The following is a 14,230-nucleotide window of genomic DNA, read 5'->3' on the forward strand; positions in this document are numbered from 1 at the left end:
GCGATGCCCACCCACCGGCCCGCACCCGCACCGCCGGCCCCCGCCCGCGGCGCCGGGGGAGCGCGAGGGGGCGGCGCGCGAGCGCCCCTCGCAACCCGGCCCCCCGGGCCGGGTGCCGGAAGCGACGGCGCCGCGCGGCCGCGCCGGCCACCACGGCGCACCCGTCGCCCGCCGGGGCCGGCCACCGCGTCCGGCGCGCGGCGGGCCCGGCCAGCGCGGCGCGGCCGTCGCCCCCCGCACCAACGCCGCGCCCCACCGACTCCGCCCGGGGGCTTGGTGCGCCCCGGGCGGAGTCGGTGGTTCGTCACGCGGCGTTGGTGCGGGTCTCGCGGGAGGTGATCGAGTAGGTGTTCTCCGGGATCTTGTGGACGTAGCGGGTCGTCGGGGAGAAGTCGTAGGAGCAGTAGTTGTCCCACGGGCTTCCGGGCCAGAAGACGCGTGCGCACGGGGCACCGGCCCACGGGTGGTAGTAGAGCTCCAGGACGACGCCGGTGGCGTAGCTGCCCTCGACCGTGACGGTGTCACCGACGGCGAAGCCGAAGACGGCGCGCTCCCGGGCGATGTCCTCGGGGTTGGCCAGCCTCATGGCCTGTTCTTCCTTGTGGCCGTTGGCCCAGTAGCCGGACCAGGCGATGGAGAGTGCGCCGTCGTCCACGTCGGTGACGGTTCCTCGCTGGATCACGGGGCGGGCCTTGCCGACGGTGTCGCGGGCGTCGTCGTGGATCGGGTCGTAGATGAATGTGCGTTCCACCCGGTCGCCGACGCGGTAGCCGCCGGACCGGTCGGCGTAGGTTTCTCCGGGGATGTACTCGCGCGGGATGATCAGCGCCGTCTCGTCGTTGTGCCACACCGGTGACTGGCCGTCGAGGGCGACGTAGCCGTTCAGCGTTGCGGGGAGCGCCGGGAAGCAGGCGACCGACTGCATGAGGGTGTCGAGCCGATCCGGGTTCATGGGGCGCTCGAACTCCCCGAGCACCCAGTCGCCGGGGCGAACTTCGGTGATGGGGCACAGCCGCGCCGCGCCCATGTCGGTTCCGGCCGGAGGCTGGCGGAACAGCTCCGTCGGGCGCTCGGTGACGATCAGCGGGTAGAACGTGGCGTCGATGACGGGCACGGCGTTCTCCTCGGTTCGGGTTTCGAGTGGTGCCGGTCGGGGTGCCATCCCCTTCCAACAAGAACAACTATACCAGTCATGACCCGTGTCGTGAAGCGTGAAAGGGCTTCTGACCAGGGTTTTTCCGGGTTTCTTCGGCCCGCGCGTTCTCTCCGGGCCGGGCCGCCCACCCTCCTTGCCAGCCGCTTTTCGCCCGCCCGCGCGGACCCGCACCCGGCGGACGGCCCGCCACGTAAACCGCCCACCGCTGCCGCTCCCCCGCACCGGCCCGACGGCCGGACACGGCGAGGGGGCCGGCGGCGCCGGGTCCGGGAGCGGCGGCGGTGCGCGGCCGCGCCGGCCACCACGGCGCAGCCGCCGCCCGCCGGAGCCGGCCACCCGGGGCGGCGCGCGGCGGGCAGGGCCGCCACGGCGCGGCCGTCGCCCCCACCGCGCCGGAGATGCCCGGCGGGACGACCACGGCCCAGGTGTCCGCGCTCGCCCCGCCGAGGGGGCGGGGATCAGTGCCAGATGGCTCGGCTCCAGCGCACGAACCAGTACCGGCTGCCGCCTCGGCGGAGGTAGACCGGCAGGCCGGTGGTGCGGCGGCGGGCTGAGCGTCGGTACCGGCCGTGCACCTGATCCTTGGGGGCGGCACAGGCGGCTGCGGCGGTGACGTACACCCGGTGCAGTTCTTCAGCGGTGCCGCGCAGGGTGCCGTGCCATCGGTCTCCGGGGGTAAGGGCGAGGTAGGCGCGGTCCAGGATGGTGCGGGTCGCGGCCAGCGTGGCGCGGCGCACGTCCGCAAGGTGGGCCGCCTTGGCGACCGCTGTGCGGGCCATGCCGTTGGCGGCACGGCAGGCTGGTGCGTCGCAGTCCCGGCATTCCTGCTGGGCGTCGTCGGTGTCGGGAAGTGGAGGGAGGCCGGCGAGGATGCCGTACGAGTGGTCGAGGAGGGCCGCCGCCCCTTCGGGTCCCCACGGCGCGTGGTCGACGGGTTCGACGGCGGCCTCGTGCAGCGCGTCAAGAAGCTGGTCGGTGGCGGACTGCACGGCGTTGCTGAGTCGAGTGGCCGCGACTGCCAGGCGGGCGGCTCGCTCGCACGGCCGGGCCGGGTCGCACCGGCAGACGGAGGGGTCAAGCGGCTCCGGCTCCGGCTCGGCCGGGGGGAAGATGATCGCGGACTCCACGGGTGCCCGTCCGGCCTCGTTCACAGTGGGGTGCCGGGTGACCTGGTGACCGGCACCCCTGATGATCTCGACGCATTCCTTCAGGAACCGCCCCCGGCGGTGGACATGGCCGCCCACGAGATGGTCATGGGCGTTCTCGGGTTCGCACCAGTAGATGAGCACCAGCGCGGTCTGGTCCCAGGTGGCGCGGAGGGTGTAGCCGGTTCCCTTGGCGAGGGGCGTGTGGCCGTGCTCGCCCAGGAGCGCGGTCAGGGTGGCGTCGAGCGGGGCCAGGTGCCGGAGGTCGGGGTTCACGGCGTTCTCCTCGGTTCGGGTTTCGAGTGGTGCCGGTCGGGGTGCCATCCCCTTCCAACAAGAACAACTATACCAGTCATGACCCGCGTCGGGAAGCGTGAAAGGGCTTCTGAACAGGGTTTTTCCGGGTTTCTTCGGCCCGCGCGTTCTCTCCGGGCCGGGCCGCCCACCCTCCTTGCCAGCCGCTTTTCGCCCGCCCGCGCGGGCCCGCACTCGGGTGGCCGGCTGCGGCGGGCGGCGGGTCGCCGGGTGTTCGCCCGCTCGCCCGCGGGGCTCCCGGCTGCGGCAGGGAGCCCCGCGGGCCTGACCCCGTGGGCAGGGTCAGCGCGAGAGGTTCGCGGCGGAGATGATCAGTACCGGCTCGTTGCGGAACCAGGTGTCGCACCCGTCCTCGTCGGTGGACAGGACGACGTACCGGAGGGCGCGGTCGGCGGTGCCTGCGGCGGCGTGGCATTCCTGGCACTCCCCGCAGGGCTTCGCAGGGTGGGCGGTGTAGGCGATGGCGAAGTGGTCGGCCTCGCGGGCCCCTTCGGCTCCGTCCGCCGCCTGGCCGAAGTCGGCCAGGATCAGGTCGCCCTCGCGTACGGCGTGCGCCGGGACGGCAACGGCGTCCGCCTCGTCCGCTTCGGCGGGGAGCGGGTCGCACAGCTCCCCCACCGGCCGGGGCCGGGCCAGGAGCGGCGTTCCGGCGGTGTCGGTTCCGAGGTGACGCAGGGGCCCGGCCTCCCGGGCGAGGGGAGCCAGGGCGCTGACCGCGCTGGAGATTGCCCAGCGACCGCCGTAGTCGACACGGGCCTGCCGGGTGCGGTCGGTGATGTCGGTGGTCGTCTCGATGATGCGGCCGGTCTTGGCGTGTCCGTGGTCCGGCAGCTCGAAGGTACGGCGGGCAGAGTCGCCGACGCGCCACCAGACGGCGCTGTCGTGGTCGGCGGGCGCGGGAAGGTGGTCGACGGGGACGCCGAGGTCGGCGGCGGTGGTGCGCGCGCACGCGAGGCGGGTTCCGGCCCGGTAGAGGGCGGTGTCCTGCTCGCACGCCGGGCACCGGCCGTGGCCCGCGTACTGGGCGGCGCGGTCCGGGATCAGCGCGCCGAGTTCGGCGTGGGCCGGGTCCATGAGGAGCACGTACGGGCTGTGCTGGCCGTGCTCGCGGCCCGAGATGACGACGTGTCCGTTCTCCAGGCGGGTGACCCCGGTCAGCGTGACCGGCACCTCCGCGAAGGCGTCGGGGTAGCGGTCCGTCTCCCCGGCGGCGACCAGCGGGGCGCGGTGCACGGGGCGGACCTGGCGGTGGCCCTGGCGCTCGACCTCTTCCCAGGAGACGAACTGCCACCCCTGGGGCGGCGTGGTGCGCCGGGCACGCCGGTAGGCGACGTCCTGGGCGAACATGGTGTCGGCGTCGACCATGCGGACGATGCGCTCCGCAGCCTCGTACTTGCGGGGGTGGGAGGTGCCGAGCGTCTCCTTGACGCCGACCGCGTGCCACGGCGAGGAGCTACGGCCGATCTTCCGTACGTGCCCGGCCGGTTCGGCCGCGCCGTCGACGTGGACCGGGGTGCGGCCCTCGCTGTCCGGCTTGCCGTACCGGTAACGGGTCTTGATGTCGCGCACGATTCCTCCGCTGGTTCGGGTTTCGAGTGGTGTGCCGGTCGGGATGCCACCCCCTTCCAACATGAACAACTATACCATTCAGAACCCGTATCGGGAAGCGTGAAAGGGCCTCTGAACAGGTCTTTCCCGGCGCACTTCCCACCCGGTGATGCGAGTCGGCCGCAGTCGTCGCAGACTCCGGACGCGCCGCCGCCCCCGCCGGGTGTCCAGCGGGGGCGGCGGCTCAGATTCCGTCAGGCGCGGGCTTCCCGGCGCTTGCGCTCGTACTCGGCGCGCCACGCCAGCATCGCGGGGTCGTCGTACTCGACGAACACGTAGAACGCCTTGGCGAAGCAGTCGGTCATGATGTTGGAGCCGTGATCGGCGTTGTACGCCTCCCCGACCGCCTTGAGTTCGACCTCCAGGTCCTTCAGCGCCTGCGATCGGTGCCACCGCGTGACCTTCTCGCCCTGGTAGTCGGTGACTTCCTCGGCGATCCATCCCCAGTCCTGGGGGATGGACTTGATGTCGATGTAGATGGAGCCGTAGCCGCGGCCGATGCGGACGCCGAACTTGATCTCTGCGGGCGCTTCCCCGATGGGGTCGAACCGGTAGGTCTCCAGCGCCTGGGACACCAGTCCGGGGCCGTCCTGGACGAGCGGGGCCTGGCCCGCCTTCCGCGCGACCTTGATGTCCATGCGGATGCCTGCGGCGCGGTCCTTCATGGACTGGCCCGAGCGGTACTTGCTGCCCTGGAAGAAGGTGTTTCCGTGCGAGTCGTAGCCGCGCTCGTAGATGTCGGCCCACATCTGGGCGCGCTCCTCCTGCTCGTCGCCGGCCGCGTCCTTCAGCTTCTCCAGCAGGCGACCCAGCATGTGACGGGCGGCTTCCTTCTCGCCTTCGTGACGGCACTTCCCTGTCTCGCGGCAGGTGGGCGCGGTGCACTCCTTCTCGATCACTGCCCGCAGGGCGTCGATGCGGTTACGGGTCTTCGATGCCTTGGTCTTGGCCATGGCCGGGTGCCCTTCGTTCGGTTCGGGTTTCGAGTGGTTCGGCTGGTCGGGGTGCCATCCCCTTCCAACAAGAACAACTATACCAGTCTTGAAGCGTATCGGGAAGCGTGAAAGGGCTTCTGACCAGGGTTTTTCCGGGTTTCTTCGGCCCGCGCGTTCTCTCCGGGCCGGGCCGCCCACCCTCCTTGCCAGCCGCTTTTCGCCCGCCCGCGCGGACCCGCACCCGGCGGACGGCCCGCCACGTAAACCGCCCACCGCTGCCGCTCCCCCGCACCGGCCCGACGGCCGGACACGGCGAGGGTCAGGCCGCCGCGAGCTGCCGTGAGGGGTAGAGGTAGCGGCCCGGCTGTCCGGGAACGGCGATGGGCGGCCAGCCCGGGGTGGCGCGCAACCTGTGCGGGGGCCGGTGGGTACGGGCGCTCTCCAGCTCGGCCTGGGTGCGCATCCGGGCGAGGCGGCCGGCCAGCTGTCGGGCGGCGGCGTTGGCCTCGGCGGTGATCTCGGCGTACCAGGCGGTGGGGTCGTCGTCGGCGAGCTGGTCCAGGCGCTCCTCCTCGGCGGTGTGCCGGCTCCAGCGCTCGGCGGCCTCGATGACGGCGGCGAAGCGGCGCGGGTCGGAGGGCGGGAGTCGGTTCCAGGCGGGTGAGGCGTAGGCCGGGACGGTCCACTCCCGGGCTCCGTCGGCAAGGGTGGTGACCTGGTGTTCGGCCCACGCTGTGGCGGCGTCGGCGCTGTGCACGGTGTACCTCCACGGGTGGTCGGGTTCGAGTGGTGGGGTCCCGGGGGGCGGCGGTGCCATCCGCCGCCCCCCGGGTGCCGGTTCAGGCGATCTCGTGCTTGTAGGTCTGCTCGGCGCTGACCAGGAGGTGGTCCTCGCACAGCCCGTAGGCGCTGGCGAGCTGCCGGAGGTTGCCGACGTGGCAGGCGAGCGCACGGCCGCGGTCGGTGGTCCAGGCAGGGAAGGGGCGGCCGGACAGGCGCGCGAGGTGCAGCTGGTCCAGGTCCTGCGGGCTGAGGACGAGGGTGCGGCCGTAGTGGAAGGCGTCCGCGAGGGCGTCCCGCACGACGATGGCCACCATGTCGGCGGCGGCCGGGTCACCTTCGGCGCGGCGGGCGGCGCGCGAGAGGGCGCCGGTCGACCGGAGGGCGGCGCGGGCCGCCTTGGCGGAGGGGACGGGTGCACGGGTGCCCTGCGGGTGGTTGAGCATCGCGTTGACGGCGGTTCGGGCGCGGCGGGCGTGCGTCTTGGGCAAGAGGTGGTCCTCCAACGGTTCGGGTTTCGAGTGGTGTGCCGGTCGGGGTGCCACCCCCTTCCAACAAGAACAACATTACCATCCATAACCCGTAACGTGAAGGGTGGGAGTGCCCTTTGAGCAGCGGATTTCATCTCCGCGCCCGACGCGCGGGGGGAAGCAGGGACGCCGACGGCCCGCACCCCTCGCGGGGCGCGGGCCGTCGGGAACGCGGTCAGGAGCGGACGGGGTGAAGGAAGGTCAGGGCCTGCTCGCAGGCGGCTGCGAAGGTCGTGGTGAAGGGGTCGGTGTCGCCTTCGGCCTGCTGGCACTCCCACAGCACCAGGGCGGCGAGGTCGGCGAGTTCCTCGGCCTGGTCGGCGTCGAGGCGGAGCGGCGGGGCCGAGGTGCCGCAGCGCGGGCTGGCGGCGGTCAGCCACTCCGGTAGTCCGGCGGGGTGGCACGCCTGCAACGCGGCGTGCAGGCGGCCCGGGTCGGGGAGCGTGACGCTCATGCCGGCGCCACGGCGCCGGTGGGGGCGGGGACGTTCTCGCCCAGCCAGCGCGCGGCAGCGGTGACGGTCGGGAAGTACGTGCCGTCGCTGCCGCCGATGTGCTGGAAGACGGGTGTGGGGCGTCCGCCGGAGTCGGGGGTCAGTTCGGTCAGGCCCCAGTGCGCGGTGAAGCACGGCCTCCCCCGGGGGGTGAGCGCGGGTTCGACGGCACCGACGATGTCCTGCGGGTCGAGCCGGGGCGCGTTGCGGCGGGCGACGAGGTGCCACTGGGGTTCGCCGGGCTGGTCACTGAGGATGCCCTGCTGCGGCGGAGGGCCCTGGTAGATCCAGAGGGCACCGCACCGCTTGGGCTTGGTCCCCATGCCGAGGCGGACGGTGTCGAACCGCATCGGCACTTCCGGCAGTTCCGCGCGCAGTTCGGTGGCGGCGCCGCAGCGGCGGCAGTAGATCCGTACGGCCAGCGCCTGGTGGGAGTCGCCGTGTCCGCACGCCCCGGGGTTGTCGGTGTCCAGCGGGCAGGAGTGTCCGCTGTTCCGCTCCGATCGCTCGGCGCGGTGGAGGCGGTAGTCGACCTCCCAGGTGGTGGCGGTGCAGTCCGGCCGGTGCTGGGGGGTGGTGTAGTCGAGGTGGGCGGCGAGCGCGCCCAGGCCGCCGGTCATGCGTCGTCGCCGATGCCGAGTTCGGCGTGCAGGGCGTTGAGCTTGTCCAGCTCGGGCCCGCCGGTGGCGACGGACAGGAAGCCCTCCGCGCCCATGCCGATCAGGTGGGCTTCCAGGACGCGGCGGGCGGTCTGGTGTCCGAAGGAGTTGAGGTAGGCGTCCAGGTGGACGGGGCGGCCCTGGGCGTAGCTGAGGGCGAGGGTGAGGAGCTTCTCGTCCGCGCCGGTGAGGTACAGGGTGTCGTCGTCGCGTAGGGCGGCGAGGTCGACCTGGGCGGTCAGGGTGCGCTCGCCCACGGGGCCGGGTGTCCAGGCGAGGGTGGTGTGCCGGGCGAAGTCGCCGCGGCCGGGCAGGCCGGAGCCGGTGAGCAGGTGCACGGCGGCGCGGGTGAGTTCGCTCCGGCTGGCCTGAGCGCCGGCGGTCAGGGCGTCGGCCATCTCCTCCTCGGAGAGGGAGGCGGGACTGGGGGTGACGTCGTTGGGCATGGCGGGTCCTTGTCAGCTGGTGGCGAAGCGGTGCAGGGCGTAGTCGTGGCGGCCGTCGGTGACGGCGGCGGACACCCGGGTCATGAACCGCTGGTAGGCGTCGTTCTGCGTCTCGGTGAGGACGATCTGCTCGGGTACGGTCTCGGAGCCGGGCGCGGCCGCCGCGACGGCGTCGAGCAGCTGCTCGGTGTCGTGCTGGCGGGGCAGTTGCAGCACGGCCAGGCCGCGGGCGAAGGAGTCGACCAGCCTGGTGCCGTCGTCGGGCTCCTGGTGCCGGCCGGGCTCGCTCCACTCGTCGGCGATCTGCTGGAGGAAGTCCGCGAGCTCGGTCCCGTCAGTCCCTTGGAGGGCCGTCCGGAAGTGGGCGAGGGCGGCGGCCAGGACGGCGATGTCGCCGGGGTCGACGTCGGCCGGGTAGAGGGGCGTGTACTCGTACCGTCCGTCGGGCGCACGGAGGGTGTAGGTCCCGGCGGGCCGGTCGCGGTCCGGTACGGAGCGGCCGGTGTTCGCGGCGGTGTGGCGCAGGGGCGCGGGAAGCGCCTGGTACAGGCGGCCGAACGCGTCGTGCACGGCGGCGCCGTCGAGGCCGGCGGGCATCTCCCACACGTCCTGGTCTCCCGCCGCGGCGGCGCGGGTGTTCAGCGCCAGCTGCATCAGCAGCGGCTCCTCCATGCCCATGAGCTGGGCCAGCCAGTCCTCGTCATCGGGCAGCAGCACCCGCCGGGACTCGGTGTCCCCGGTCATGCGCGGGCCTCCTTGCGGGCGGGGGCGGCGAACGGGTCGGGGGCCTCGCCGCTGAGGATCTTGTGGACGAGTTCGGCTACCTCGCGGGCGCCGTCCTCGGTGGCCGGTGCGGCGATCGAGTGCGGCGGGCCGCCGAACGGCTCGTCGACCCGGATGTCCCATCCTCCGCTGCTGAGGGAGAGGGCCACGGACTTGTGCTGCTGGCCGTGCCCGGAGCGGGGATCGGCGGCCGGCGGGTCGACGGCGATGCGCTGGCCGGGCCGTACGGTCAGCCCCCGGCCGGTCAGCTCGGCCACCAGGGCGTCGCGGGCGGCGTGGAGTTCGGCGTGGGTGATCTGCACGCGCGAGCAGTACCGGGAGGCCAGGGCGTCCAGGACGCCCTGGGGCAGGCTGGTGACGTTGGCCCAGTCGGCGGGCTCGATGTGGTGATCCAGTCCGGCGGCGAACAGCTTGCTCAGCAGCTCGGCCGCTTCGTCCAGGACGCCGGGGACGTACAGGACGCGTGCCCCGTACAGGGCTCGGGCCCCCTGGTCGCGGGTGGCGATGCGGATGGCGGTCTTCGCGGCATCCAGAGCGGTGGTGTCGCTCATGGGCGGTGGTTCTCCTAGGTTGTACGGCGCGGGGTCCGGGGCCGATGACTGCGGCCCCGGACCCCCACTGTGTCGGCTGGGTCGGACAGTGCGGGCCGGTTCCAGCCCGCGGGGGTCAGGAGGCGGACGGCTCCGCGATCTCCCGGTGGATGACGTCCGTGTCCACGCCGTTCATGCGCAGTACGCGGGCGACGTCCTCACCGATGGCCACGGCCCAGTGGACGCCGCGGTGGTCGCCGATGGCGATCTTCACCAGGCGGGCGCGGGCGTCGGCGACGTCGTCGAGGATGCCCGTGGCCAGCAGGGCCAGGTTGTCCACGATCCGGGCGACGCCCGCCGCCGAGAGCACGGTGTTGGCGATGACGGGGTCCAGGCCGGTGCGGGCCTCGGCGGCGGGGATCTGGTGGGTGTCCAGGACGTGGCGGCGGATGTCGAGGGTGACGTCGGCCGGCTCCGGGGCGCGGCCGTCGACGTAGCCGAAGGTGGTGATGGTGACGCGGACCATGCGGTGATTCTCCTCGTGTGGTGGGAACTGCCGGGCCGATTCCCGGCAGAGGCTGGGGAAGGGCGGTCGGTGGCTACCGGGCGAGGTGGTCGAGGGCGCGCTGCAAGAGGGGCCGGTGCGCGGCGTACAGGGTGCGCCCGGCGGCGGACACCGTGGCGTCGAGCTGGTCGAGGGAGCCGAAGGGCCACCATGTGGCCTCCAGCGCGTCGTCGGCCCCGGCGGCGGACACCGTGGCGGGCAGCAGGTAGAGCGCGCTGGTGGAGGCGACCCACGCGTGGTCGGAGGCGCGCCAGTCGTCCACGACGTCCCGGCCGAGGATGATCGGCTGGTGGTCGGAGAGGTCGACGCCGGTCTCCTCGCGCAGCTCGCGGACCAGGGCCATCGGCGCGGTCTCCCCGGGGTCGACCATGCCGCCCGGGATCGCCTCGACCAGGATGTCGGACCGGGTGATGAGCAGCACCTGGCGGTTGCGGCCGGTGCCCGCGACGACGATCGGGTCCGCCGCCTGGTTCTCCCCCCACTTGCCCAGGTTGCGGCCGGTGCGGCCGGTGCGGCCCTGCGGGTGGAGCGGCCAGCCCCGCGCGTCGAGCTCGTACGGCACGAGTGCGGCCTTCCGGCGCCGGGCCCAGTCGTGGACGTCGGCGGGCGTCGGCGCGGCCTCGGCCCAGTCGGGCACACCGAGGGCCAGCGCCTGGGGCCGCAGCTCGGGCGGGGTGACGTCCTCGGGGGCGTAGGCCGGCCAGTCCGTCGACCAGTCGCGCAGTTCGGCGGGGACGGTCGTGGTGGTCTCGTTCATGGATCGCTCCTGGTCTCGGGGTTGCGGTGAAGAGGTCGGGTGGGCGTTCACGGGTCGCAGCGCTCGCATTCGGTGTCGTCGGCAGGGGTGTTGCGGTGCGCGGCCGCCAGATCGGCCAGCGAGCGGACCGGGGTCCAGGCCGGTCCCGGGCACCACTCGGTGGGGCAGGAGACGCGGGCCTGGAAGTGGTGGTCGAAGGGGTCGCCGTCGTCGGCCCAGCGCACGGCCAGGGATTCCCCGGCGGCGGCGAAGGCACCGGTCCGGTACGGCCCGCCGCTGGGGGCGTCCCAGTCGAAGAGGTCGGCGGCCGCGTCGCCGAAGACCCGGCGGACGTCCGCGGTGGCCTCGTTCTTCTCCTCCTCGGCGGCCAGTCGCTCCAGCGCGGTGCCCAGGACGGGCAGGCTCTCCGCGAACACGACGTGGTCGAACCCCTCCTTCTTAAGGCGCGGGTGGGCGGCGACGACCTGGGCGTACTGCTCGGCCACGATGTCGGCCGGGACGCACCGGTTGCCGGGCCGGGCGGCGTTGCGCTGCTGGGCGACGGACAGGCCGGGGCCCAGCAGCAGGGCGACGACCGGGGCGCCGTGGGCCCGGCCTGCGGCGACCAGGCGGGCCCGGTGCGCGGCCGCCGAATTGGTGGCGTCGACCACGGTCTTCAGGCCGAGGCGGAGCCGGATGGCGAGCGCGCGCTCCAGGACGTCCCAGACCTCGCCGTTGGCCTGCTGGCTGCCCGGGTCACCGGCGCACAGCGCGCGGAGGTCGTCGGCGCGCAGGACGCTGTCCGGGGGGAACATGCGGCTGGTGCGGGTCTTGCCGGTGCCGGCCGCGCCCAGCAGCAGGATCAGGGCGTCCGGCAGGGCGAGCACGTCGGTGGGAGTGGTCATCAGGCGGCCTTTCGGAAGGGGAGGACGCGCGCGAGGCGGGCCAGGGGGGCAAGGCGGCGGCCGCGCCGGCCACGGCCCTTGGCCTGGTACATCGCGGCGTCGGCGGTCTTGAGGAGCGCGGAGAGGTCGGCGGACGCCGGGCCGTGCGCGGAGCCGATGGAGGCGCCGACCGTCAGGGTCAGGTCCTGGTGGCGGACCGGCCGGGTCAGCAGCGTCCGCAGCGCGTCCAGGTCGAGGCCGGGGGCGTCGGGGACGGCGACGGAGAACTCGTCACCGCCCAGCCGCCCGGCCGTTCCGCCCGCGGCGGCGGACCAGGCGGCCAGCCGGGCCCCGACGGCGGCGAGGACGTCGTCGCCCGCGGCGTGCCCGAACCGGTCGTTGACCGGCTTGAAGCCGTCGAGGTCGACGAGCAGGACCACCGTGGGCCCCTGCGCCAGGACCTGGCCGGCCCGCTCGGTCCACGCCGCCCGGGTGGGCAGGTGGGTGACCGGGCAGGTGCGGGCCCGTGCGAGCTGGCCGTGGAGCGCGGCGTTCTCGGCCAGCAGCTCCTCGACCGCGGGCACCACCCGGGTGAGGTGGCGGCGCAGGTCGACCGGGCTGGCGTCGGGGCGGGCGAGGTCCGTGCGGGCGCGGTCGAGCAGGGCGCCGGTTTCTATGCCGGACGGCATGATGGAGGGTCTTCCTTTCGGTCTTCGAGTCGGGAGGGGGCCCGGGGCGGCGGCGCGGAGTGACGGCCTGCCGCCGCCCCGGGGCAGTTCACCGGGCGGGGACGGTGGTGAGCAGCTTCTGCACGGCGTCCCGCAGTTGGCCGCCGGTCGGGTCCGTCTCGGTCAGCCGGTCCTGCGCCAGCTGGGCGCTCAGGTCGTCGGGGACGCGCGCGAAGGGGCGGGCCAGGTCCACGACGGTCGCCGGGTCGTCGATCTCGTACGGGGTGATGCCCGCGGCGACCAGGTCGCGGATCAGGGCGCCGTCCCGGCGGGGCAGCTGCCAGACCTGGGTGAAGAAGGTGGCCAGCGGGGCGTCCCAGCCGACGATGACCCGTACGCCGGGGTGGACGTGGTCGAGGCGACGCGGCCGGTAGACGCTCACCGCACACCCCCGGCCGCGTGCCGCTCGGCACGGTCGCACTGGACGGCACGGCCGGGTCCGTGGAGGTGGACGTGCAGCAGCTCCTCGCGGCCGGCCACCGGCGTCCACACCCGCCCGCGGCGGCACTCGGCGCGGCGCGGGCAGTCGCTCGCGGCCTCGAACCGGCCGTCGGCGTACCGGACCGTCAGGGCCCGGCTGCCGACGGCGATCTCGCCGTACAGGCGGGTCCGGTCGATCTCGAAGGTCACCTGGTGGAGGTGGTGGGCGATGAGGCGGCCGAAGAGTCCGGCGGCGCGCTCGCGCACCTGCATCCACGGGTCGGGGTCGAGGTGGCCGCGCAGCAGGTCGGTGAGGGGGTCGTTGGGCCGCTGCCACTGGCCGGTGTCCAGGTTCAGGCGGCCGCAGTTCGGGCAGTCCCGGAGGTTGCCCAGGCAGCTGCTGGCGTACTTCTCGCCGCAGCACGGGCAGTGGTGGGAACGGCGCTCCTGTTCGCTGCCGGCGGGAGCGAGGCACCCCTTGCAGACCAGCGGGGCGCTCTGGCCGTTGTGCGGGTGGCGGGCCGCCGGCGGGGGGCTGTTGCGGTGGGTGGGGCAGGACGTCATGGTCTGGACTCCGCAGGAGAGGCCGGGGTCGGCTGCCGCCGTCTGCGCGGCGGCCGACCCCGGGAAGGGGACGGGGGTCAGTGCGCGCGGGCGGCGGCGCTGCCGGCCGCCTCCTGGGCGCGGGCGATGGTGAGCCCCTGCTGGAGCCGCCGCGCGGCCGCCGTCTGCGGGTCGTTGTGCTGCTGGTAGTCCTTGGCCGCGTCGGCCTGGAGCTGCTGGACGGTCGTGTTGGGCTGGGCCACGGAAGTGCCTCCGTCGGTTCGGATTTCGAGTGGGTGCCGGTCGGGGTGCCAACCCCTTCCAACAAGAAGAACATTACTAGTTTTGAAGCTGATACGCAAGGGTTTCAGTACCTCCCCGGCGCGCGGGCCGCCTAGGAGACGGCGGCGGCCTGTGCGGCGAGAAGGGGCCAGAGCAGGCCGTCCTCGTTCCATCGCGGATCGGCCAGGGTGACCTGGTGGGCCTCGCCCACGGCGCGCAGGGCCTCGCGGTGGCATCCGCTGAACCACTGCCGCAGGTGGCGGCGACGAAAGTGCACCCCGAACGCGGTGTGCACGTCCCCGCCCCAGGTGGTGACCGGGATCTCGCGGACGAGTCCGGGGCGCTCGGCGCGGTGCTCGGCCACCAGCAGGCCCGCGGTGCGCGCGGCGGCGGTCAGCCGGTCCCGGCCGGCGGTGTCGACCAGGAGCATCACAGCGGCGCGCTGGCGCCACCGGCGGCCGTCGAAGGCGGGGCCGTCGTATCCGGGCTGGGACTGGACGGTGACCCACCCGGCCCGGTTGACGGCGGCGAGGACGTCGACGAGGGGGGCGGTCTCCGGGTCCGGCCCTCCCCGGTGGGAGCCCCCGGGGAGGGCGTCCAGCTTCCCCTCCAGCCACTGGGCGGTGAGGGCGCCGAGGTCGGCCGTCGTGCGGGCGGCCGCCCAGGCTCGGCTGGTTGCACGAGACATGGGG

At 73.9% G+C, this 14,230-nt stretch carries 19 protein-coding genes; all 19 read right to left on the reverse strand.

The annotated features are described in order from the left end of the window. Positions 1-304: 304 nt before the first annotated feature. The gene (locus E5083_RS30135) at positions 305-1,114 is read right to left on the reverse strand and encodes a hypothetical protein (RefSeq protein WP_135788849.1); all 810 of its coding nucleotides are present in this window, start codon (positions 1,112-1,114) and stop codon (positions 305-307) included. Between the two features lie 500 nt (positions 1,115-1,614). Further along, a complete protein-coding gene (locus E5083_RS30140; protein WP_244317702.1) occupies positions 1,615-2,577 on the reverse strand; it encodes a hypothetical protein in 963 nt (320 codons plus the stop codon). A gap of 321 nt (positions 2,578-2,898) precedes the next feature. Further along, positions 2,899-4,185, reverse strand: a complete 1,287-nt coding sequence (locus E5083_RS30145; RefSeq protein ID WP_208754223.1) for a hypothetical protein — start codon at positions 4,183-4,185, stop codon at positions 2,899-2,901. A 233-nt stretch (positions 4,186-4,418) separates the two neighbouring features. Then, entirely contained in the window at positions 4,419-5,177 is a 759-nt protein-coding gene (locus E5083_RS30150; protein WP_135788850.1) for a hypothetical protein, read from the reverse strand. Positions 5,178-5,478: 301 nt separating this feature from the next. After that, on the reverse strand, positions 5,479-5,916 hold the full coding sequence (locus E5083_RS30155) for a DUF2742 domain-containing protein (protein WP_135788851.1): 438 nt from the start codon (positions 5,914-5,916) through the stop codon (positions 5,479-5,481). Between the two features lie 82 nt (positions 5,917-5,998). Continuing rightward, a complete protein-coding gene (locus E5083_RS30160) occupies positions 5,999-6,430 on the reverse strand; it encodes a hypothetical protein (protein WP_244317703.1) in 432 nt (143 codons plus the stop codon). Positions 6,431-6,644: 214 nt separating this feature from the next. Next, positions 6,645-6,923: a hypothetical protein gene (locus E5083_RS30165; RefSeq protein ID WP_135788852.1), complete on the reverse strand. Its 279-nt coding sequence runs from the start codon at positions 6,921-6,923 to the stop codon at positions 6,645-6,647. Next, positions 6,920-7,582, reverse strand: a complete 663-nt coding sequence (locus tag E5083_RS30170) for a hypothetical protein (RefSeq protein WP_135788853.1) — start codon at positions 7,580-7,582, stop codon at positions 6,920-6,922. Before E5083_RS30170 ends, E5083_RS30165 begins: the two co-directional genes overlap by 4 nt. Further along, on the reverse strand, positions 7,579-8,067 hold the full coding sequence (locus E5083_RS30175) for a hypothetical protein (RefSeq protein WP_244317704.1): 489 nt from the start codon (positions 8,065-8,067) through the stop codon (positions 7,579-7,581). The genes E5083_RS30170 and E5083_RS30175 overlap by 4 nt, the downstream gene beginning before the upstream one ends. Before the next feature lie 12 nt (positions 8,068-8,079). Then, the gene (locus E5083_RS30180; RefSeq protein ID WP_135788854.1) at positions 8,080-8,811 is read right to left on the reverse strand and encodes a hypothetical protein; all 732 of its coding nucleotides are present in this window, start codon (positions 8,809-8,811) and stop codon (positions 8,080-8,082) included. After that, on the reverse strand, positions 8,808-9,401 hold the full coding sequence (locus tag E5083_RS30185; RefSeq protein WP_135788855.1) for a hypothetical protein: 594 nt from the start codon (positions 9,399-9,401) through the stop codon (positions 8,808-8,810). Before E5083_RS30185 ends, E5083_RS30180 begins: the two co-directional genes overlap by 4 nt. Positions 9,402-9,516: 115 nt before the next feature. After that, positions 9,517-9,906, reverse strand: coding sequence for a RapZ C-terminal domain-containing protein (locus E5083_RS30190; RefSeq protein WP_135788856.1), 390 nt, complete (start codon positions 9,904-9,906; stop codon positions 9,517-9,519). 73 nt (positions 9,907-9,979) lie between these two features. Next, positions 9,980-10,702, reverse strand: a complete 723-nt coding sequence (locus E5083_RS30195) for an NUDIX domain-containing protein (RefSeq protein ID WP_135788857.1) — start codon at positions 10,700-10,702, stop codon at positions 9,980-9,982. 47 nt (positions 10,703-10,749) lie between these two features. Continuing rightward, the gene (locus tag E5083_RS30200; protein WP_244317705.1) at positions 10,750-11,586 is read right to left on the reverse strand and encodes an AAA family ATPase; all 837 of its coding nucleotides are present in this window, start codon (positions 11,584-11,586) and stop codon (positions 10,750-10,752) included. Next, a complete protein-coding gene (locus tag E5083_RS30205; protein ID WP_135788858.1) occupies positions 11,586-12,254 on the reverse strand; it encodes a GGDEF domain-containing protein in 669 nt (222 codons plus the stop codon). Before E5083_RS30205 ends, E5083_RS30200 begins: the two co-directional genes overlap by 1 nt. Positions 12,255-12,342: 88 nt before the next feature. Next, positions 12,343-12,675, reverse strand: a complete 333-nt coding sequence (locus tag E5083_RS30210; protein ID WP_135788859.1) for a hypothetical protein — start codon at positions 12,673-12,675, stop codon at positions 12,343-12,345. After that, positions 12,672-13,277, reverse strand: a complete 606-nt coding sequence (locus E5083_RS30215) for a hypothetical protein (protein ID WP_135788860.1) — start codon at positions 13,275-13,277, stop codon at positions 12,672-12,674. Before E5083_RS30215 ends, E5083_RS30210 begins: the two co-directional genes overlap by 4 nt. 77 nt (positions 13,278-13,354) lie before the next feature. Further along, complete coding sequence (locus E5083_RS31405; RefSeq protein WP_167513675.1) at positions 13,355-13,519, reverse strand: hypothetical protein; 165 nt, start codon at positions 13,517-13,519, stop codon at positions 13,355-13,357. Between the two features lie 131 nt (positions 13,520-13,650). Beyond that, on the reverse strand, positions 13,651-14,226 hold the full coding sequence (locus tag E5083_RS30220) for a DUF6919 domain-containing protein (protein ID WP_135788861.1): 576 nt from the start codon (positions 14,224-14,226) through the stop codon (positions 13,651-13,653). Positions 14,227-14,230 lie beyond the last annotated feature (4 nt).

This window comes from Streptomyces bauhiniae (assembly GCF_004784475.1).
Lineage (GTDB): Bacteria > Actinomycetota > Actinomycetes > Streptomycetales > Streptomycetaceae > Streptomyces > Streptomyces seoulensis.